The sequence below is a fragment of the Thalassobaculum sp. OXR-137 genome (genome assembly GCF_034377285.1).
Classification (GTDB): Bacteria; Pseudomonadota; Alphaproteobacteria; order Thalassobaculales; family Thalassobaculaceae; genus Thalassobaculum.
The window spans coordinates 2,584,653-2,604,918 of the sequence record NZ_CP139715.1; the positions used below are offsets into that span (position 1 = coordinate 2,584,653).

General features: G+C 67.3%; 21 protein-coding genes. 6 read left to right on the forward strand and 15 right to left on the reverse strand.

Annotated features, from left to right (window positions below):
* Nucleotides 1-123: 123 nt before the first annotated feature.
* The 4 genes from T8K17_RS12190 to T8K17_RS12205 all read right to left on the reverse strand — a co-directional run bounded on the left by T8K17_RS12190 (nt 124) and on the right by T8K17_RS12205 (nt 4,004).
* Nucleotides 124-654 carry a PAS domain-containing protein gene (locus T8K17_RS12190; protein ID WP_322334780.1) on the reverse strand — a complete coding sequence of 177 codons (531 nt, stop codon included), beginning with the start codon at nt 652-654 and terminating at the stop codon, nt 124-126.
* Between the two features lie 49 nt (nt 655-703).
* Nucleotides 704-1,264: a PAS domain-containing protein gene (locus T8K17_RS12195; RefSeq protein ID WP_322334781.1), complete on the reverse strand. Its 561-nt coding sequence runs from the start codon at nt 1,262-1,264 to the stop codon at nt 704-706.
* Between the two features lie 39 nt (nt 1,265-1,303).
* Entirely contained in the window at nt 1,304-3,244 is a 1,941-nt protein-coding gene (gene acs, locus T8K17_RS12200) for an acetate--CoA ligase (protein ID WP_322334782.1), read from the reverse strand.
* Nucleotides 3,245-3,425: 181 nt separating this feature from the next.
* Entirely contained in the window at nt 3,426-4,004 is a 579-nt protein-coding gene (locus T8K17_RS12205) for a regulatory protein RecX (RefSeq protein WP_322334783.1), read from the reverse strand.
* Nucleotides 4,005-4,200: 196 nt separating this feature from the next.
* Here T8K17_RS12205 and T8K17_RS12210 point away from each other — a divergent pair, with 196 nt between their 5' ends.
* The 4 genes from T8K17_RS12210 to T8K17_RS12225 are packed head-to-tail and all read left to right on the forward strand — an operon-like array spanning nt 4,201 to nt 7,901.
* On the forward strand, nt 4,201-5,370 hold the full coding sequence (locus T8K17_RS12210) for an aspartate aminotransferase family protein (RefSeq protein WP_322334954.1): 1,170 nt from the start codon (nt 4,201-4,203) through the stop codon (nt 5,368-5,370).
* On the forward strand, nt 5,360-6,316 hold the full coding sequence (gene argF / locus T8K17_RS12215) for an ornithine carbamoyltransferase (RefSeq protein ID WP_322334784.1): 957 nt from the start codon (nt 5,360-5,362) through the stop codon (nt 6,314-6,316). Before T8K17_RS12210 ends, argF begins: the two co-directional genes overlap by 11 nt.
* Nucleotides 6,313-7,269 carry an Hsp33 family molecular chaperone HslO gene (locus tag T8K17_RS12220; RefSeq protein WP_322334785.1) on the forward strand — a complete coding sequence of 319 codons (957 nt, stop codon included), beginning with the start codon at nt 6,313-6,315 and terminating at the stop codon, nt 7,267-7,269. The genes argF and T8K17_RS12220 overlap by 4 nt, the downstream gene beginning before the upstream one ends.
* A 32-nt stretch (nt 7,270-7,301) precedes the next feature.
* Nucleotides 7,302-7,901: a hypothetical protein gene (locus T8K17_RS12225; protein ID WP_322334786.1), complete on the forward strand. Its 600-nt coding sequence runs from the start codon at nt 7,302-7,304 to the stop codon at nt 7,899-7,901.
* Between the two features lie 80 nt (nt 7,902-7,981).
* On the opposite strand, the gene T8K17_RS12230 is transcribed toward T8K17_RS12225, so the two are convergent.
* Entirely contained in the window at nt 7,982-8,455 is a 474-nt protein-coding gene (locus T8K17_RS12230) for an Hsp20 family protein (RefSeq protein WP_322334787.1), read from the reverse strand.
* A gap of 181 nt (nt 8,456-8,636) precedes the next feature.
* Between T8K17_RS12230 and T8K17_RS12235 the strand changes: the two genes are divergently transcribed.
* Nucleotides 8,637-9,065: a DUF1465 family protein gene (locus T8K17_RS12235; protein WP_416153183.1), complete on the forward strand. Its 429-nt coding sequence runs from the start codon at nt 8,637-8,639 to the stop codon at nt 9,063-9,065.
* 83 nt (nt 9,066-9,148) lie between these two features.
* On the opposite strand, the gene rpmE is transcribed toward T8K17_RS12235, so the two are convergent.
* The 6 genes from rpmE to efp form a co-directional block, all read right to left on the reverse strand.
* A complete protein-coding gene (rpmE, locus tag T8K17_RS12240; RefSeq protein WP_322334789.1) occupies nt 9,149-9,367 on the reverse strand; it encodes a 50S ribosomal protein L31 in 219 nt (72 codons plus the stop codon).
* Between the two features lie 113 nt (nt 9,368-9,480).
* A complete protein-coding gene (locus tag T8K17_RS12245; protein WP_322334790.1) occupies nt 9,481-11,124 on the reverse strand; it encodes a peptidoglycan -binding protein in 1,644 nt (547 codons plus the stop codon).
* 3 nt (nt 11,125-11,127) lie between these two features.
* Nucleotides 11,128-12,264 (reverse strand): flagellar motor protein MotA, encoded by a 1,137-nt coding sequence (locus T8K17_RS12250; RefSeq protein WP_322334791.1) that lies wholly within the window; start codon nt 12,262-12,264, stop codon nt 11,128-11,130.
* A gap of 64 nt (nt 12,265-12,328) precedes the next feature.
* A complete protein-coding gene (locus tag T8K17_RS12255; protein WP_322334792.1) occupies nt 12,329-13,399 on the reverse strand; it encodes an OmpA family protein in 1,071 nt (356 codons plus the stop codon).
* Between the two features lie 115 nt (nt 13,400-13,514).
* On the reverse strand, nt 13,515-14,321 hold the full coding sequence (locus T8K17_RS12260) for an inositol monophosphatase family protein (protein WP_322334793.1): 807 nt from the start codon (nt 14,319-14,321) through the stop codon (nt 13,515-13,517).
* 56 nt (nt 14,322-14,377) lie between these two features.
* Nucleotides 14,378-14,944, reverse strand: coding sequence for an elongation factor P (gene efp / locus T8K17_RS12265; RefSeq protein WP_322334794.1), 567 nt, complete (start codon nt 14,942-14,944; stop codon nt 14,378-14,380).
* 265 nt (nt 14,945-15,209) lie between these two features.
* On the opposite strand from efp, the gene T8K17_RS12270 reads away from it, so the two are divergent.
* Nucleotides 15,210-15,560, forward strand: a complete 351-nt coding sequence (locus T8K17_RS12270) for a hypothetical protein (protein WP_322334795.1) — start codon at nt 15,210-15,212, stop codon at nt 15,558-15,560.
* Nucleotides 15,561-15,564: 4 nt separating this feature from the next.
* Here T8K17_RS12270 and thiE read toward each other — a convergent pair whose 3' ends face one another.
* From thiE to tkt, 4 genes are all read right to left on the reverse strand, one after another.
* Nucleotides 15,565-16,188, reverse strand: coding sequence for a thiamine phosphate synthase (gene thiE / locus T8K17_RS12275; RefSeq protein WP_322334796.1), 624 nt, complete (start codon nt 16,186-16,188; stop codon nt 15,565-15,567).
* Nucleotides 16,189-16,199: 11 nt separating this feature from the next.
* On the reverse strand, nt 16,200-17,126 hold the full coding sequence (locus T8K17_RS12280; protein ID WP_322334797.1) for a class I fructose-bisphosphate aldolase: 927 nt from the start codon (nt 17,124-17,126) through the stop codon (nt 16,200-16,202).
* A 27-nt stretch (nt 17,127-17,153) separates the two neighbouring features.
* On the reverse strand, nt 17,154-18,161 hold the full coding sequence (gene gap, locus T8K17_RS12285; RefSeq protein WP_322334798.1) for a type I glyceraldehyde-3-phosphate dehydrogenase: 1,008 nt from the start codon (nt 18,159-18,161) through the stop codon (nt 17,154-17,156).
* A 77-nt stretch (nt 18,162-18,238) separates the two neighbouring features.
* Nucleotides 18,239-20,242, reverse strand: coding sequence for a transketolase (tkt, locus tag T8K17_RS12290; protein WP_322334799.1), 2,004 nt, complete (start codon nt 20,240-20,242; stop codon nt 18,239-18,241).
* Nucleotides 20,243-20,266: the final 24 nt, after the last annotated feature.

Consider the following 20,266-nt stretch of genomic DNA (forward strand, 5'->3'; position numbering starts at 1 on the left):
GCGCTGTCCGGTTTGAGAAGCGGATCACATCTTATGCGCCCTTTCCCGTGGTCCCTGTCAATCACCCGACGTCGAACACCGTGAATCTGACGTGCGTTTTCGCGCGGATGCGACGAATTCGTCTCAGTTCGGCACGCCGGCCCCGATATCCAGGTACCGGCGGTCGAGGACCTCGGTCACGGTGGCGATCCCGTCATTGGCGAAGTCGAAATCCGGCTCGCCCGTCGGTTCAGTGGTCGAGCACGAGTAGAACCAGCGCACGCCCGCGTCGTCGCGCAGGGGGTAGCTCAGCGAGACCCGCTGCATCGTCAGCCCGCGCCAGGCGACAGAGCGCATCCGGGTATACATGCCGCAAGGCTGCGCGCAGGCGAGGAAGAACGGCCGCGAGGCTTCCTGGCGGCGGTCCTCGGGCACCATCTCGAGGTAGTTCCGGCCGGTGATCTCCTCATCGTAAGCCCGCGCGACCATCGAGCCGACCAGACGCAGCCGGATATCGTCGGGCGATACGAGTTCGTGAACCACCATATGGGCGAGGGCCCGGCCGAGTGCCTCCGGCCGGAAGTCGCGCCGATGCGGAACCAGGCCAGTCTTCGGCAGCTCCATCCAATGACGCTGGAACACCTGCAGCGTCGGATTGGACGCGAGGTCTGTCATCGGAAGGCGCCGGTCGTGAGAGAGGGGCCGGCGGGCCCCGGCGCCTCGCTCAATCGCTGAAGTCCGGAAGCCCCGCGCCGATATCGATATAGCGCCGGTCGAGCACGTTCATCACCCTCAGCTCGTGGCGGTCGTCGAAGAAGGTTTTGCGCTCCGTGGCGGGATTCGAGCAGTAATAGACCAGCCGAGCAACGCCGTTGTCGTCGCGCATGGGGAAGGCGACCGACTCCCGGGTCAGCACCGTTCCGTTCTCCGCCACCGACCGGAGGTGGACCAGCATCCCGGCCGGCTGCTCGCAGATGAGGAAGATCGCCCGCGACGCCTTCTGGCGGCGCGCCGGTTCTACGAAGTCGAGGTAATTCTGGCCGGTTATTTCCCGCCCGTAATCGTCCACCACGGCCGTTCCGACCAACCGGAGCTTCAAGTGTTCCGGCGAGATCAGTTCGTGAATGACCAGATTGGCAAGCAGGCCGGGGATCCGTTCCGGCTCGAAATCCCGCCGGCTCGGGATCAGGTCGACGGTCGGCAGGGAGAGCCAGTGTCGGGCGAACGCGACGGACAATGCCGTCGCGTTCTCCAAACCCGTCATGACCAGGTCGTCTCGCGTCATGCCCGCTCCCGGCTTTGGGGCGGATCATGAGCCTGACGCCTACCCCCGGTTCATCCGATTCTCGACCAGGTCGTCGACCACGGCGGGATCCGCCAGGGTGGAGGTGTCGCCGAGCTGATCATGCTCGTTTGCGGCGATTTTCCGAAGAATCCGTCGCATGATCTTGCCCGATCGGGTCTTTGGCAAGCCCGGGGCCCATTGGATGAGGTCCGGCGAGGCGATCGGCCCGATCTCCTTGCGCACCCATTGGACCAGTTCCTTGCGCAGCTCCTCGCTCGGCTCCTCGCCGACATTGAGCGTCACGTAGGCATAGATGCCCTGACCCTTGAGGTCGTGCGGATAACCGACAACGGCGGATTCCGCGACCTTGGAATGGGCGACCAGAGCGCTCTCGACTTCGGCGGTGCCCATCCGGTGGCCGGACACATTGATCACGTCGTCGACACGTCCGGTGATCCAGTAATAGCCGTCGGCATCGCGCCGGCAGCCGTCGCCGGAGAAGTAGCGGCCCGGGAAGGTGGTGAAATAGGTCTGGATGAAGCGCTCGTGGTCGCCATAGACCGTGCGCATCTGGCCCGGCCAGCTGTCCTCGATGCAGAGGTTGCCCTCGGTGGCGCCTTCCAGGTCGTTGTGTTCGTTGTCGACCACCACCGGCTTGATGCCGAAGAAGGGCAGGGTGGCGGAGCCGGGCTTGAGCTTTGTGGCGCCCGGCAGCGGGCTGATCAGGATGCCGCCGGTCTCCGTCTGCCACCAGGTGTCGACCACCGGGCAGCGCTCGTCGCCGACGACGCGATGATACCAGAGCCAGGCTTCCGGGTTGATCGGCTCGCCCACCGAGCCGAGCAGGCGCAGGGACGACCGGTCGGTCTTCTTCACCGGCCCCTCGCCCTCGCGCATCAGGGCGCGGATGGCGGTGGGGGCGGTGTAGAAGATGTTCACCTTGTGCTTGTCGACCACCCGCCAGAACCGGCTGGTGTCGGGGTAGTTCGGCACGCCCTCGAACATCAGGGTGGTGGCCCCGTTGGCCAGCGGGCCGTAGACAATATAGCTGTGCCCGGTCACCCAGCCGACATCGGCAGTGCACCAGTAGATCTCGCCCGGCTTGTAGTCGAAGACGTATTCGTGGGTCATCGACGCGTAGACCAGGTAGCCGCCCGAGGTGTGCAGCACGCCCTTGGGCTTCCCGGTCGACCCGGAGGTGTAGAGGATGAACAGCGGATCCTCGGCGCCGATCTCCTCCGGCGGGCAGTCCGGCGAGGCCGCCTCGGTGACCTCGTGGTACCAGTGGTCGCGCCCGTCCACCATGGTGACCTCGTCGCCGGTATGCTGGACGACGATCACGGTCTTGCAGTTCGGGCAGTGCTCCAGCGCCTCGTCGGCGTTCTTCTTCAGCGGGATGTGGCGGCCGCCGCGCATGCCGGCATCGGAGGTGATCAGCAGGGTGCTGTCGCAATCCTCGATGCGGCCGTGCAGGCTTTCCGGCGAGAAGCCGCCGAACACCACGGAGTGGATGGCGCCGATCCGCGCGCAGGCCAGCATCGCGTAGGTGGCCTCGGGGATCATCGGCATGTAGATGGTGATCCGGTCGCCCTTCTTGACGCCCAGGCTCTTCATCGCGTTGGCGAGGCGGCAGACCTGATCGTGCAGCTCGCGATAGGTGATGACCTTGCTGACATCGGGCTCGTCGCCTTCCCAGATGATCGCGGGCTGATCGGCCTTGTCGGCCAGGTGACGGTCGATGCAGTTCGCAGAGACGTTCAGCGTGCCGTCCTCGTACCAGCGGATATGCAGGTCCTTGGCGTCGTAGGAGACGTCCTTCACCTTGGAATACGGCTTGATCCAGTCGATGCGCTGGCCGTGCTCGCCCCAGAAGCCTTCCGGGTCCTCGATCGAGCGCTTGTACATCTCCTGGTACTTGGCGGCGTCGACCAGGGCGTTGGCGGCGAACTCCGCTGGTACGTCAAGGATGTCTGTGGACATGCGATCGCTCCCTCTGCCCTCTGTTTTTCTACCCCTGACCGGGGAGGTTTTCAGACCGCAGTATCTGCATCGGGCGCGTGGTTAACAAGATGCGGGTCCGAACTTTCCCGGGTTCGGGCTGGATTCTGTCAAGGAACGCGTGAGCTTGGCAGTGGTTCAGTCAAAAGATTTACAACCGGGTTTACAGGACCTCGCCCCGCATCGCGTCTTCCAGGGCGTCGGCGTCGTCCAGGTCGAGCACGCGGCGGGCGATGCCCAGGGAGAAGCCGGCGCGGGCCAGCGCCGCCATGTCCCGGTCGCGGCGCTCCTCGCGTTCTTCGGGCGCCCGCATGGGGCCGAGCCGCCGGCGGCGGGCGAACCGGCAGGCGGCGGCGATTTCCGCCGCCTCGGAGTCGTCGCCGTCCTGTTCCTCCAGCACGGTGTCGATCAGGTCGCCGTCCACACCCTTCTCGCGCAGCTTGAGGGCGATGCGGCGGGCGGACTCGCCCCGGCGCCGCAGGCTGGCGGCCTTGCCCTCGGCGAAGGTCCGGTCGTCGACGATGCCGGACGCGGCATAGCGGGCGACGACCTCATCGACCCAGGGGGCGGCCTCCTGCGGATCGCACCGGTCCTCGCGCGCCGCCTTGTCGACCCGGCGCATGAGAACCCGCCGCAGCCCTTCCACCGAACTGGCGTAGCGTTCCAGGTAATGCAGGGCGGCGCGTTCCAGATAGGTCTTGGTCAGCGGGCCGCGTTTCTTGGTTCGGGAAGGATTACTCATGCCTTGAGGGTAGCACGGTCGGCGGCCTGTCGAAGGGTGGGGCGAATATCCCTGTAAATATTAATCGAAGGATCACGCAGTTCACGTTGACAAGGGCGGAAGGCATCCTGAGTATCGCGGTTTTCGCCGGTCCGGGGACGATTCGCGTATACCCGGCGGCAACAACCGAGGAGTAAATGTCGTGGTGACTAGCGTGATGCCGACCTATGGCCGGATCGACATCGCCTTCGAGCGGGGCGAGGGACCCTACTTGTATAGCACCGACGGCCGACGATTCCTCGATTTCGCGACCGGTATCGCCACCAACTCCCTGGGCCATGCCCATCCCAAGCTGGTGAAGGCGATTGCCGATCAGGCCGCCAAGCTGATGCACGTCTCGAACCTGTACCGGATTCCGGAGCAGGAGGCGCTGGCCGACAAGCTCGTCGCCACGTCCTTCGCCGACACGGTGTTCTTCTGCAATTCCGGGGCGGAGTCCCTGGAAGGCTCGATCAAGGTGGCGCGCCGCTATCAGTTCCATGTGGGTCAGCCGCACCGGACCAAGGTGATCTGCTGCAACCACGCCTTCCATGGCCGGACGCTGGGCACCCTGTCGGCCACCGACAAGGAAGCCTACCGCGAGGGCTTCGGCCCGCGCGTGCAGGGCTTTACCCATGTGGCCTTCGGCAATCTGAACGAGATGCGCGACGCCGCCGCGGCCGACGATGCCGCCGCCATTCTGGTGGAGCCGGTGCAGGGCGAGGGCGGTATCTTCGTCGCGCCGCCGGAATACCTGCAGGCGCTGCGCGAGATCGCCGACGAGTTCGGCCTGATGCTCGTCTTCGACGAGGTCCAGTGCGGCATGGGCCGGACCGGCAAGCTGTGGGCCCACGAGTGGTCGGGCATCGTTCCGGACATCATGGCCTCGGCCAAAGGTCTTGGCGGTGGCTTCCCGGTCGGCGCGGTGATGGCGTCCGAGAAGGCTGCCTCCGGTATGAAGCCGGGGCTGCACGGTTCGACCTACGGCGGCAACCCGCTGGCCATGGTCGCGGCGAAGACGGTGCTCGACATCATCTCGGACTCGGCATTCCTGGAGCACGTCGTGAAGACGTCGGAATCCCTGCGCGAGCAGCTCAAGAAGGTCGTGGCCAAGCATCCGGGCGTGGTCGAGGAGGTTCGCGGTGCGGGCTTCCTGATGGGCCTGAAATGCGTGATGCCGGCCGGCGACCTGCAGACCGCCCTGCGCGAGAAGGGGCTGCTGACCGTGGGTGCCGGCGAGAACGTGCTGCGCGTTCTGCCGCCGCTCACCATCGACGAGAGCCATGTGTCGGAGGCGGTCTCCCTGATCGACGCGGCCTGCGCCGGGCTGGCCCGTCATGCCGCTTGATCGGGCGGGCGAGCCGATGCCCGGCAATTCGGCGCCTGGGAGCGTGAAGCATTTCCTCGATCTGGACCAGATCGACCCCGCCACCCTGCGCGGCATGATCGAGCTGGCGAAGGACTTCAAGCGCGGCGAGGGTCTTGCCGCGCGTCCGCTGGACGGCAAGATCCTGGCGCTGATCTTCGAGAAGCCCTCGACTCGGACGCGCGTCTCCTTCGAGGCCGGCATGAAGCGTCTCGGCGGCGAAGTGATCATGCTGAACAGTGCGGATCTGCAGCTCGGACGCGGTGAATCCGTGTCCGACACCGCCAAGGTCCTGTCGCGCTACGTCGACTGCATCATGATCCGCACCTTTGCGGAATCCACGCTGACCGAGCTGGCGGAGAACGCCACGGTGCCGGTGATCAACGGTCTGACCGACCGCACCCACCCGTGCCAGCTCATGGCCGACGTGATGGCCTTCGAAGAGCATCGCGGGCCGATCAAGGACAAGGTGATCGCCTGGTCCGGCGACGGCAACAACATGGCGGCCTCCTGGATCCAGGCGGCCGTGCAGTTCGATTTCGTGCTGCGCATCGCCTGTCCGCCGGAGCTCATGCCGCCGCAGGACGTCATCGACTGGGCCAAGGCGCAGGGCGGACGGATCGAGATCACCGCCGACCCGCAGGCCGCCGCGACCGACGCCGATGCGGTGGTCACCGATACCTGGGTGTCCATGGGCGATGCGGATTCCAACCGCCACAACCTCCTGGCCCCGTACCGTGTGGACAACGCCCTCATGGCCAAGGCCAAGCCGGATGCGGTGTTCATGCACTGCCTGCCGGCCCATCGCGGCGAGGAAGTGACGGCCGAGGTCATCGACGGTCCGCAGTCGATCGTCTTCGACGAGGCCGAGAACCGGATGCACAGTCAAATGGCCATCCTGCATTGGTGCCTGGCGGAGACGAGATGAGAGAACGCGAAACGCTGTTCGAGAACACCGGTCGCGACGACATCATCCTGCCCTTCCAGATCGACCCCTACGGACTGCGCGGCCGTGTCGTGCGGCTGGGGTCGGTCATCGACGGCATTCTGAGTCGTCATGCCTATCCGGACGTGGTGTCGGTGATGCTGGGGGAGACGGCGGCGCTGGCCGCCTGTCTCGCCGGCTCGCTGAAATACGAGGGCGTGTTCACCCTGCAGACCAAGGGCGACGGTCCTATCGGCGTGCTGATGGCCGACGTGACCACGGCCGGCGCGGTGCGCGCCTATGCGACCTACGACGCCGACCGGGTGGCGCAGATCGACCCCGCCGACGCGGCCGCCCGCTCGGTGCCGCGGCTGCTGGGCGGCGGCTACATCGCCTTCACCGTCGACCAGGGGGCGAATACCGACCGCTACCAGGGCATCGTCGAGCTCTCCGGCCGGACCCTGTCGGAATGCACCCACGCCTATTTCCAGCAGTCGGAGCAGCTCGACGCCGGCGTCCTGATCGCCGCCGGCCGGCGCGAGGACGGCTGGCGCGCGGGCGGGATCATGGTGCAGCGCCTGCCGTATTCCCGCGACCTGCCGGGCCGGCCGAGCGAGGACGAGTACGAGGACCTGTGGCGGACCGCCGTGACGCTGATGAGCAGCACGCGGGCCCAGGAACTGCTGGCCGCCGACCTGTCGCCCGACCAGCTGCTGTACCGGCTGTTCCACGAGGCGGGGGTGCGGGCCTACGAAGCCCAGCCGATGACGGATACCTGCCGCTGTTCCAAGGAGCGGGTGGAGCGGGTGCTGCTCTCCCTGGACCCGGCCGACGTCGAAGACATGAAGGTCGACGGCGCGCTCGTGGTTAACTGTGAGTTCTGCAAGCGCGAATGGCGTTATGATGATGCCGCCCTGGAGGCTCTGCGGAACTCCGCGGAGTCGCCGGGTTTCTGATGTCACACCGACCGAGAAGAGGACACGTCCCCATGCGCCTCGACCGCCGTACCCTGATGCTGTCGGCCCTTGCCGCCGCCGGTGTCGGGTCGCTTGCCGCCTGCACCACGCCGAACCCTACGCCGGTCTATCCGGACCTGACCTTCGTGAACCGGCCACCGATCCGCCTGAACGTCGGCACCCTCCAGATCATCGATGAGGTCGTCCCGCCGATGACGGCGCCGAATGTCGAGCATCTGGCGCCGGTGACGCCCGCCGCCGCCATGGAACGCTGGGCCCGGGACGTCCTGCAGGCTACCGGAACCTCCGGGCGCGCCGTGATGGCCGTCCGCCAGGGCAAGATCGTCGAAGAGCGGCTGAAGACCACCGGCGGGATCAAGGGCGCCTTCACCACCGATCAGTCCGAACGCTACATCGTGTCCATGGCCGGCCAGCTCGACCTGTTCGACGGCGCCGGCATCCGGCTCGGTCAGGCGCTGGCCGAGGCGGAGCGTTCCAAGACGATCGCCGAGAACGCCTCGCTCAACGACCGGGAGCGGCTTTGGTACGAACTGGTGGAAGCGACCGCGCGGGACTTCGCGGGCTCCATGGAGCGGGCGATCAAGCGGGAGCTCGCGGCCTACGTCTCCTGAGGCCGATCCCACATCCAGGCATGAAAAAGGCCGGCTCCGTGAGGAGCCGGCCTCGTTCGTTAGAGAGGGCTGGGCGCCGGTCAGGCGGCCTGCGTGCCCTCCAGCCGCTTGGTCGCCACGCCGCCGGCGATCTCGATCTTGCGCGGCTTCTTCTCCTCCGGCACCTCGTGGACGAGATCCACGTGCAGGAGGCCGTTCTCCACGCTGGCGCCGACCACCTTGATGGTCTCGGCGAGCTGGAACCGGCGCTCGAACGCCCGGGTGGCGATACCGCGGTGCAGGAAGCTGCGGTTGGCCTCCTCCTCGGTCTTCTCCACCTTGCCGGAGATCACGAGGGTGCTGCCCTCGACGGTGATGTCGAGGTCGCCCTCACCGAAGCCAGCGACCGCCATGGTGATGCGGTAGTCGTCCTCGCCGAGCTTCTCGATGTTGTAGGGCGGGTAGGCCGGGGCGTTGGCGGAGTCGCCGGCCCGCATCATGTCGTCCATCAGCCGCGCCATACGGTCGAAGCCGACGGTGGACCGGAAAACAGGGGTGAAATCGATCGTACGCATGCCACATCCTCCTCGGAAGCGAAGTGGTGTTACTGCCTTGCCCGCCATGGTGGCCGGGCGGTTCATCACCGGAGCCCGATCATCGGCGCCCCGGTGATCTTCCAGATGGGAACGGCTTAATTTCGGTTCAAGAGGGGCTTCGCGGGTTGCCATTCTAATCGTCTGCGCCATACTTGTTTTGATGACGCAACAAATTAACCAAAGGACCGCGCCCCCCGCGGTCGTGGTCCTGGATGGCCCGTATCGGGAGGTCATGGACCTTTTGGAGCAGGCCCGCAGCCATGCGGAGCGTACCCGCAGAACCAGCTACTCCCGCCGCATGCCGCCCTCGCGCAGCCGCACGCGGGCGAGCTGCGAGGCGCTGCGGGTCACCACGCGGCTGTCCCACTGTCTGGCCTGGCTGATGGTGCAGAAGGCGATCCACGCCGGCGAGCTGCCGCCGGAAGCGGCGCTGGATCCGGACAAGCGGCTGGACGGTCACGACGTGTGCACCGTCACGGACGCGGAGCAGGACCCGGAGATCTCCGACGAGCTGCGCAGCCTGCTGACCCGCAGCCGCCGGCTGTTCGAGCGGGTGTCCCGGCTGGACGATCGGATCGGCGGGGCCTGACGGTCACCGCCGGCGCGCGCCATCCCCGAAAACGAAAACGGCGACCCGAAGGCCGCCGCTTGTATTCCGTCGATCCGAAAGGATCAGATGCCGAGACCGGCGAAACGCTTGTTGAAGCGCGCGACCTGACCGCCGCTGTCGACGATGCGGTGCTGGCCGGTCCAGGCCGGATGCGACTTGGAGTCGATTTCCAGCTTCAGCACATCGCCCGGCTTCCCGTAGGTGGAGCGGGTCATGTACTCGGTACCGTCGGTCATGACGATCTTGATCTCGTGGTAGTCCGGATGGATGTCGGCCTTCATCGGGTCTCTCCCGTCACATCGTCGAGGCGCCCCAACGGTCGCCGGTGCATTTCAGAACGCGGGTAATTACCCGAGAGGGGGACAGAGCGCAAGGGGCAGCGGCGGAAAATCTGCTAGCGCTGGGTCAGTTTCAGTTCGATGCGCCGGTTGCGGCTGATATCGCCGGACTCTATCGGCTGGAATTCGCCGTATCCGGTGGCCGACAGGCGGCTTGCCGGGATGCCCTGGTCGATCAGGAATTCCACCACCGAGATCGCCCGGGCGGCGGACAGCTCCCAGTTATTGGCGAACTGCTCGTTATAGATCGGGACCGAGTCCGTGTGCCCTTCGATCTGCAGGATCCAGTTGATGTCGTCGGGGATCCGGGCGGCGATATCCTTCAGGGCGGTGGCGAGCTGGGCCAGGGATTCGCGTCCGTTGTCGCCGATATCGGCGGAGCCGGAGCCGAACAGCACCTCGGACTGGAAGACGAACCGGTCGCCGACGATGCGGATGTCCTGACGGCCGGACAGCACCTCGCGCAGACGGCCGAAGAACTCACTGCGGAACCGCGCCAGTTCCTGAACCTTGGTGGCCAGGGCGGCGTTCAGACGCTGGCCCAGATCGACGATCTGCGCCCGCTTGTCCCTGTTCTCCTGCTCCGAGATCTCCAGGGCCCTCTCGATCCGGGCGAGCTGCTCGCGCAGCGCGGCGATCTGGGCGTTCAGCAGTTCGACCTGCTGCCGGGCCTCGGCGGAGATCCTCTCCTCCTCGCTCAGCGCCTCGCGGGCCTGGGTCAGGGTCTCCCGGGTCGAATTCAGTTCGCTGAACAGTTCCTCCAGACGGATGTTGCGCTGCTCGACCTCCTTCTGGGCGAGCTGGGTACGCTCGGTCTGGTCGGCGAGCTCCGCCTCCAGGGCCTTGGTCTTGTCGCGCTCGGCGCCGAGGGTCTGGTCGAGCTGGGCGATCTTGCCCGCCGCCTCGGCCAGCTCCTTGCGCAAGGCCGCGCGCGCCGCCTCCAAGGCGTCGCGGTCGACCTCCAGGTCCTCGACCTTCTTCTGCTCGGCGGTCAGGTCGGCCTCCAGCCGCTCCCGCAGGGCGGCCAGGCTCGCGACCTGCCTTTCCAGATCGTCGCGGGTCGTGCGCAGGGCGGCGAGGTCCCGGCGCAGACGTTCCAGGTCCCTGAGCTGCAGTTCTATCGTTTCGCGGTTGGCCTGGACCACCTCCAGCGCCTTGTCGAGATCGGCCGAGATCGCATCGCGCTCCGAGGTGGCGATGCGCTCCTTCTGCTCGGTCTCGGCCAGCTTGCCGAGCAGCGCGTCGCGCTCCTTCAGCACTTCCAGCAGTCTGGCGTCGACGCCGGTGCGGCCCGCCTCCAGGCTGTCGATCCGGCCCTGCAGGACGGCCCGCTCGCGGGTCAGTTCCGCCAGCCTGGACTCCAGGGTCGACTGGGCGGCGGTCAGCCGGTCGACCTGGGCGCTGAGCTTGTCGCGGGTGGACAGGGAGGTCTGAAGTTCAGCCGAGAGCTGGGCGACGGTGACCCGAAGTTCCGCGTTGGCCTCGCGCTCCAGGGACAGCAGGTCCGACAGTTCGGAGATCTGCTGGTTCAACCGCGCCAGGGTCTCGTCCTTACCGGACAGGATCTGGGTCAGGTAGAACTGCGCCACGATGAAGATCATCAGGACGAAGATGATCACCATCAGCAGCGAGGCCAGCGCGTCGACGAAGCCCGGCCACGTGTTGGTGTCGCGATTGCGTCGGCGGGCGAGCGCGGACATGGATCAGTCCCGCCGTTCTTCCTCGGCCAGTGCCGCGATCGTGCGCGCCACGAGCCGGATCTCTCCCCGCAGCTCCTCGGTCATCTGGGCCCGGCCGTTGCCGCTGTCCTCCAGCATCCGCGCCATGTAGGCCTCGATGTTGCGCAGGTGGCTGCGCACGATCTCGTCCCGGCCGCCGCCGCTGGAATCCGCCAGGCGGGTCAGCACCGGCCGCAGGTCGTCATGGGCGGCCACCATCCGGTGCAGCAGATCCCGGTCGGTGTCGAGCTTGTCGGTCAGCTCGCGGAGCTGTTCCACCAGCGCGACCATGATGGCGTTATTGCTGCGCCGGTCGTCCTCGCCGCGGGACATGATGCGCTGGAGCTTGTCGAGGGATTCGGCGGTCTGCTCCATCAGCGCCTGCTGATAGGCGGTCGCCGAATGCTCGCCGTCGCCGAGAAGGGAGGAGCCGCCCAGGCGGGTGAAGCTCGACAGCCATTCCTCAAGCTCGTTGTAGAACCGGTTCTGCGCCTTGCCGAGCTGCAGGTCGAGAAAGCCGAGCACGAGGGAGCCGGCCAGTCCGAACAGCGAGGAGGCGAAGGCGGTGCCCATGCCCGCCAGCGGGGACTGAAGCCCGGCCTTCATGTCGGAGAAGACGGCGCCCAGGTCGCCGCTCTCGATCGACAGGCCATCGATCACCTGGCTGACCGCGCCGACGGTGCGCAGCAGGCCCCAGAAGGTGCCCAGCAGGCCGAGGAAGATCAGCAGGCCGATCAGATAGCGCGAGATGTCCCGCGATTCCTCCAGCCGCACGCTGATGCTGTCCAGCAGGGAGCGCAGGGACATGGCCGACAGGGTGCCCTGCCGCCCGCTCGAAGCCCGCTCGTTCAGCAGCGTCGCCACCGGCGCCAGCAGCACCGGGTCGCGCTGCATCGACATGCTGTTGCGGAAACTGTCGATCCAGGCCGCTTCCGGGGCGAGCAGGAAGACCTGCTGGAAGACGAACAGGATGCCGATGACCGCCACGCCGAGAATGACGCCGTTCAGGGCGGGGTTGGCCATGAAGGCGTCGATCAGCGCACTGAACAGCACGCCCGCCACGACCAGCACCGCGACGAGGAAAATGATCATGCGGACGAGATAGCGACGCGGATCGGTCACGAGACGGTACGTCCTTTTCTTCCTCGGCCCCCATGGACGGAGCCGATGGCCCTCGGGCCAGCGGTCAGCGGTTGATCACGACGAGATCGACCCGGTCGGCCGGCCCGTCGTCCGGCCGGTTGCCGAGGGCGCGGACATCCATGCGGGTGCTCGCGATCTCGTTGTCGATCAGATAGGCGCGGACGGCCAGGGCCCGGGACAGCGAGAGGCGGCGCGCCTTGTTGGCCCCGTCCTGGTCGCCGTTGGCATAGGCCATGAGCTGCAGGCGCAGCCCGCTATCCTGCTTCAGCTTGGCGATCACCGGATCGAGTTTGGCGGCGGCATCGCCGGGCAGCTGGGACTGACCGTCAGGGAAGGCGATCCGCGTGGTGTCGCCGCCGGCACTCTGGGCCGAGGGCTTCGGCGCCGGAGCCGCGGCCGGAGCGGCCGGGGCGGAGACGGGCTTCGCCGCTTCCTGCGTCGGCGCGGGCGGCGGCGGAGGAGGCGGGGCCACCGACGCGGTCCTGGTCGGCTGCGGCGGGGCAGGCGGCGGCGGGGCCGCGGGAGCCGCCCTGGCGGCGGTGTTGGCCGACGGGGCCGGCGGCGGCGGAGGCGGGGTCGGCGCGGCGGATGCGGTCTGCTCCGGCTGCGGCTTCGGCGTCATCGGTTTCGGCGCGGAGGCCGTGCTGCCGGTGGACGCAGGCGGCGGGGCCGCACGCTGCGGGGTCGCCCGTTGCGGCGCGGGCGCGCGCAGGGTCGGCGCCGGCGTGGGCGAGGTTGCGCGCGGCACGGCGGCGCCGGAGGTCGACGGCGCACCGCCGCTGCGGCCTTGGATCAGCGCCTGCACGGCCGGCGGGGGTGCCGCGTAGCGCGGCGCGTCGGGCCGGACCAGGAAAGCGGGAATATCGGTCGGCGCGCCGGGCGTTACATCCGGTGTCGGATAGGCGCCCGGCGACGGCATCGGCGGCGCGTAGCCCGGCATCGTGCCGGCGCTGCCGCCAAGTCCGTTCAGCACGCTCAGATCGACCGTAACGTTCGGATTGGTCTCTATGTATGGGCTCGTGACCGTCTGCGCCCGCAACGGAGCGGTGCCGCCCGCGGCAGCGATGGCGGCGGCGATAAGCGTCAGTGCGACGTGCGCGCGATGTCCCCGCATCGTTCCTCCCGAACCAGCGAATTCCTGCCGGTTATACCAGAGGTGGGGAGTCCGACAACAGCGCCGCCGAGTCTCCCCGGCGGCTAAATCACTTGGAATGGCTTGGAATCGCGCTTTAGGCGGACTTGCCGACGCGCAGAAGTTTCAGCAGCGGCACGTGCAGCGCGTCGTTCGCGGCGACCACATCGCCCGATTCGAGCACCTCGGTGCGTCCGGCGAAGTCGCTGACATACCCGCCCGCTTCCTTGACCAGCAGGATGCCGGCGGCGATGTCCCACGGGTTCAGCTTGTGCTCCCAGTAGCCGTCGAAGCGGCCGGAGGCGACCCAGGCGAGGTCCAGGGCGGCCGCGCCGAAACGCCGCACGCCGGCCGTCGCTTCCATCACCGCGCGCTGCTGGGCGAGGAACGTGTCGTGATTGCCGCCGAGACCGGTGACCGGAATGCCGGTGGCCATCACGGATTCTTGCATGTTGCGCCGGCCCGACACCCGAAGGCGCCGGTCGTTCAGATAGGCGCCCGCACCCTTCTCGGCCCAGTAGAACTCGTCGGTCAGCGGCTGGTAGACCGCGCCGGCGATGATCTCGCCCTTTTCCTCTAGGGCGACGGAAATCGCGAAGTGCGGGATCCCGTGCAGGAAGTTGAGGGTCCCGTCCAGCGGATCGATGATCCAGCGCTGTTTGTTCGGATCCGTGCCCTCGACCGTGCCGGACTCCTCCATGAGGAAGCCGTATTTCGGCCGGGCGTGCTTCAGCTCCTCGTACAGTACCTTCTCGGCCTGCTTGTCGGCCGTCGACACGAAGTCGGCGGGACCCTTCTTGGAGACCTGCAGGTTTTCGACCTCGCCGAAGTCGCGGCGCAGGCTGCGGGCCGCCTTCTGGCAGGCCTTGAAGACGACGTTGTACAGGGCCGATCGGACGGCCATGGGCAAATTCCTCGATGGTTGGATGCGGGGCCCCGCGACAGGCGGGGCGCCGGTGATCAGTCCTTGGCGCGCTCGACGTAGCTGCAGTCTTCCGGCTTCACGACGATGCGGGTGCCGGCCTCGATATGCGGCGGGACCAGAACCTTCACGCCGTTCTCAAGAACCGCCGGCTTGTAGGAGGAGGAGGCGGTCTGCCCCTTCACCACGGCATCGGCCTCGACGATGGTCATCACGACGGTGTCCGGCAGGGTGACCGACAGCGGCTCTTCCTCGTAGGACTCGATGGTCACCGCCATGCCGTCCTGCAGGAAGGCCTTCTGCTCGCCGACCATCTCGGAATTGACCGCGACCTGTTCGTAGGTCTCGCCATCCATGAAGTACAGCAGGTCGCCGTCCTCGTAGAGATAGGTGGCGTTGCGCTGCTCGAGCCGGACGCGCTCGACCTGCTCGTCGGCGCGGAAGCGCTCGTTCAGCTTGGTTCCGCTGCGAATGTCCTTCATCTCGACCTGGTTGAAGGCGCCGCCCTTGCCGGGCTTGACCGCCTGCGTCTTGGTGACGACCCAGAGCCGGTTCTGGTGCTCGACGACATTGCCGATACGCACCGCGTTGCCGTTGATCTTCATCGAAGTCCCGTCCGCGAAAAGAAGTGCCGGAAATCGCGGCGGCTTTTATCAGGCGGGGCGCGCGGTGTCCACGCTTTGCCCCCGCCCGGCGCTGCCCGTGCCGCCGCCGGGCGACCGGCGCTCACGCGAACGCGACGGCCGGCGGTTGATCACGAATGCGTGTCAGGCCGACAAAGTGTGGAGTCCCAGATGGTTGCTGCGCGAAATTGAATGTAGGTGTACTATTTAATTCAAACGGTTTGTGAAATCTGGGAGACGTCCGCCCATGGCTCGTCCGCGCGGCAAGCCCGAAAAGCTCGACAACACCACCCGCCGCAGTCTCAACGTGCTGGCCGACGCGACCGCCGAGGTGGTCGGCCGGGGCGACGTGTACAAGGCGATCGTCAAGGTCGCCGAGGACGGCGAGGGCAACGACTACGAGACGGCCCGCGACAAGTTCGACCACATGGACCTTGGCGACCGGGTCCGGATCCGGTCCCAGGCGCTCGAGCATCTGGACGGGCACGACGCCAAGCCGGCGGCACCGCCGCCGGAGGAACCCGAACAGCTCGACTGGGCGAAGCAGATGATGACGAGCTTCCCGAAGCTGTCCGAAGGTCTGGACGGGGACAAGTAGGGGCTCAGCCCTTCAGCACGTCCTCGAACGCCTTCACGCCGGCGGCTGGGCCGTCGGGATACCCCCAGACCGCATTGATCACCGCCAGGAAATCCGCCCCCGCTTCGACGAGCGGGCCGCAGTTCTGCTGGGTGATGCCGCCGATGGCGACGCAGGGCACGGTCATCATTTCCGCCCACCACTCCAGGATCTCGAGCGAGGCCATGGTGGTCTCGTCCTTGGTGGAACTGCGGAAGAAGGCGCCGAAGGCGACGTAATCCGCGCCGGCCTCGCCGGCTTCCATCGCCAGGTGGCGGCTGTTCTTGCAGGTCACGCCGATCTGCGCGCCGGGGCCCATAAGCTTGCGCGCCTGGGCATAGGGCGTGTCGCTCTGGCCCACATGGACGCCGTCGCAGCCGGAGGTCACCGCCAGGTCCGGGCGGTCGTTCATCAGCAGCGGCACGCCGCGCTGGTGGCAGACCGGCAGGATCGCATCGGCGGCGCGCAGGATGGCGTCGTCGTCCACGTCCTTCAGCCGGAGCTGCAGGCAGGCGACCGGGCCGGCGTCGAGTGCCGCCGCCAGGTCGTCGCAAAACGCCGCCACGTCGGGGAGACGCGGCGGCGTGATCAGGTACAGTTCGGATGCCATTGAGGCTTGGCTCACTTGCCTTTGTAGATGTCGATGATCTGGTCGAGCATCGCCAGGGCCTCGTCGCGCGGGCGCTGGAAGGTGTTGCGGCCGATGATCGAGCCGTTGGCGCCGCCTTCGTACAGGCCGCGGATCTCCTCCATCAGGCCGTCCAGGCCCTTGGCGTCGCCGCCGGAGAACACCACGATGCGACGGCCGTTGAAGCTCGCCTGCATGACGTGCTTGATCCGCTCGGCCAGGGTCGAGGTCGGGATGCCGTTGCTCTCATAGGCCTTGCGGGCGGCCTCCAGGCCGATGCCATCCTTCGGCGGCTTGACCTTGATGATGTGCGCGCCCATCAGCGCCGCCATGTGGGCGGCATAGGCGCAGACATCGACCGAGGTCTCGGCTTCCTTCGAGAGGTCGCCGCCGCGCGGATAGGACCACATGACAACGGCGAGGCCGAACGCCTTGGCCTCCTCGGCCATCTCGCGGATCTGGCCCATCATCTCGAACTGGGAGTCCGAGCCCGGGTAGATCGTGAAGCCGATGGCCGAGCAGCCGAGCCGCAGGGCGTCGCCGACCGAGCCGGTGATGGCCTGGGACGGGCCCTCCTTGTCGCGGGCGAGGCTGTTGGAGGAGTTGACCTTGAGGATGGTCGGGATCGCGCCGGCGAAGCTGTCGGCACCGGCCTCCAGCATGCCGAGCGGAGCCGCATAGGCGTTCAGGCCCGCGTCGATCGCCAGCTTGTAGTGGTAGTGCGGGTCGTAGCCTTCCGGGTTCGGCGCGAAGCTGCGCGCCGGGCCGTGCTCGAAGCCCTGGTCGACCGGCAGGATGACGAGCTTGCCGGTCCCGCCGAGCTTACCCTGCATCAGGATGCGGGCGAGGTTGGTCTTGGTCCCGGGATTGTCGCTCTCGTAGCAATCCAGGATCTTCTTGACCTTCTGCGTGATCTTCATGGGTGCTCTCCTCGGATCGCTCGTGTCTTAGAGGGTTTTCGCCAGCGCAGCGGTGGTGTCCAGCATGCGGTTGGAGAAGCCCCACTCGTTGTCGTACCAGGACAGCACGCGGACCATCTTGCCCTCGATCACCTGGGTCTGGCCCAGATCGAAGGTGGAGGAGTGGCTGTCGTGGTTGAAGTCGGTCGACACCAGCGGCTCGTCATTGATGCCGAGGATGCCCTTCAGCGGACCGTTGGCCGCGTCGGTGATCGCCTTGTTGACCTCTTCGATGCTGGTGTCGCGCTTCGGCACGAACTTGAAGTCGATCAGGCTGACATTGGCGGTCGGGACACGCACCGAGGTGCCGTCCAGCTTGCCCGCGAGCTCCGGCAGCACCAGGCCGACGGCCTTGGCCGCACCGGTGGAGGTCGGGATCATCGACTGGGCCGCGGCGCGGGCGCGGTGCAGGTCCTTGTGCAGCGTGTCCAGGGTCGGCTGGTCGCCGGTATAGGCGTGGATCGTGGTCATGTAGCCACGCTCGATGCCGATGGCGTTGTTCAGCACGAAGGCCACCGGGGCCAGGCAGTTGGTCGTGCAGGAGGCGTTGGAGATGACCTCGTGCTCGGCGGTGAGCTGGTCGTGGTTCACGCCGTAAACGACGGTCAGGTCGGCGCCGGTCGCCGGCGCGGAGATGATGACCTTCTTGGCGCCCGCCTCGATGTGCTTGGCGGCCTGCTCGCGCTTGGTGAAGATGCCGGTGCAGTCGAGGGCGATGTCGACGCCCATTTCCTTGTGCGGCAGGTTGGCCGGGTCGCGCTCGGCGGTGACCTTGATCTTGCCGAGGCCGATGTCCATCCAGTCCTCGCCGGTGGTCACCTTGCCGGGGAAGCGGCCGTGCACGGTGTCGTAGCGGAACAGGTGGGCGTTGCTCTCCACCGGGCCCAGATCGTTCACCAGAACAACCTCGATATCGTCGCGCTTCGATTCGTACAGTGCGCGCAACACGAGGCGGCCGATCCGTCCAAACCCGTTGATCGCAACCTTCGTGGCCATCGTTTCTCTCCTCCGAGTGTCGTCACATAACTGATTGTCAGGTGGGGATATGGGTCAGATCGACGCCATTAACACCACTAGATCCGTGCCTTTACCGCACCGGCGACGTCGCCGGCGGTGATCCGGAAGTGCGCGTACAGCTCCTGATAGGGGCCGGACTCGCCGAAACCGGACATGCCGATGAAGACGCCGTTCTCGCCGAGCAGCCGGTCCCAGCACTGCCGCACGCCGGCCTCGATGACCACGCGCACGCCGGAGCCGAGCACCTCCTTGGTGTAGGACGGATCCTGGGCGGCAAAAAGTTCAAGCGACGGCATCGAAACCACCGCGGTCGGCACGCCGTCGGCCTCCAGCTTGGCCTTGGCGTCCATGGCGATCTCGATCTCGCTGCCGGTGGCGATCAGGGTCGCCTTGCGTGCGCCGCTGGCCTCGGCCAGGACGTAGCCGCCCTTGGCCGACAGGTTGGCCTGCGAATGCTCGGTGCGCACCGTCGGCACGTTCTGGCGGGTCAGCGCCAGGACGCTCGGGCCGGAGACCCGCTGCAGGGCGAGCTGCCAGGCTTCCGTCGTCTCCACCGCGTCGGCCGGACGGAACACCGCCAGGTTCGGGATCGCGCGCAGGGCGGCCAGATGCTCCACCGGCTGGTGGGTCGGGCCGTCCTCGCCGAGACCGATGCTGTCATGGGTCATGACGAAGATGCAGCGGATGCCCATCAGGGCGGCCAGCCGGATCGACGGGCGGCAGTAGTCGGTGAAGACCAGGAAGGTCCCGCCATAGGGGATGACGCCGCCATGCAGCGCCATGCCGTTCATCGCCGCGGCCATGGCATGCTCGCGCACGCCGTAATGCAGGTAGCGGCCGCCGTAGTTCGACTTGTCCAGGATCTCCTGGGCGCCGACCTTGGTGTTGTTGGAGCCCGACAGGTCGGCCGAGCCGCCCAGCAGTTCCGGCAGCACCGGGGCGATCACTTCCAGCGCCTTCTGCGAGGAGACGCGGGTCGCGAGCTTCGGCTGCTCGGCGCTCAGCGACTTCTTGTGGGCGTCGATGGCGTCGGCCAGTTCCTTCGGCAGGGCGCCGGACAGGGCGCGCTCGAAGGCATCCTTCTTGCCCGACTTGGACAGGTTGGCGGTCCAGGAATCATAGGCCTCGGCACCGCGGTCGCCGAGCGACAGGCCGAGTTTGGCGACCTCCTCGGGGATCACGAACGGGCCGTGCGGCCAGTTGATCGCGGCGCGGGTGCCGGCGATCTCCTCGGCCCCCAGCGGCGAGCCGTGGGAGGATGACTTGCCGGCCTTGGTCGGCGCGCCGAAGCCGATGGTGGTGCGGCAGGCGATCAGCGACGGGCGCGGATCGGCGGCAGCCTCGGCCATGGCGGCGGCGAGCGCCTTGGGGTCGTGACCGTCGCAGGACACCACGTGCCAGCCGTAGGACACGAACCGCGCCGGCACGTCGTCCGACAGGGTAAGGTCGGTCGGGCCGTCGATGGAGATCTTGTTGTCGTCCCACAGCACGTTCATCCGGCCGAGACCGAGATGGCCGGCCAGGGACGCGGCCTCGTGGCTGACGCCCTCCATCAGGCAGCCGTCGCCGGCGATCACCCAGACCCGGTGGTCGACCAGGTCGTCGCCGAAGCGGGCGTTCAGGTGGCGCTCGGCGACCGCCATGCCGACGGCGTTGGCGAAGCCCTGGCCGAGCGGACCGGTGGTCGTCTCGATCCCGGCGGCGGCGCCGTATTCCGGATGGCCGGCGGTCTTGGAGCCGAGCTGGCGGAACTTCTTCAGCTCCTCCAGCGGCATGTCCTGGTAGCCGGTCAGGTGCAGCAGCGAGTACAGCAGCATCGACCCGTGGCCGGCGGACAGGATGAACCGGTCGCGGTCGGCCCAGTCCGGGTGGCGCGGGTCGAAGCGCAGAAACTGCGAGAACAGGACGACGGCGGCATCGGCCATGCCCATGGGCATGCCCGGGTGTCCCGATTTCGCCTGTTCGACGGCATCCATGGAAAGCGCGCGGATGGCGCTGGCGAGGCTGGCGTGGTCACCGTCCGAGAGGGCGGCGCCGGAAATCGGTGCGGAAGCGGTCATGGTACGGTTCGCGGGCTTTTGGCG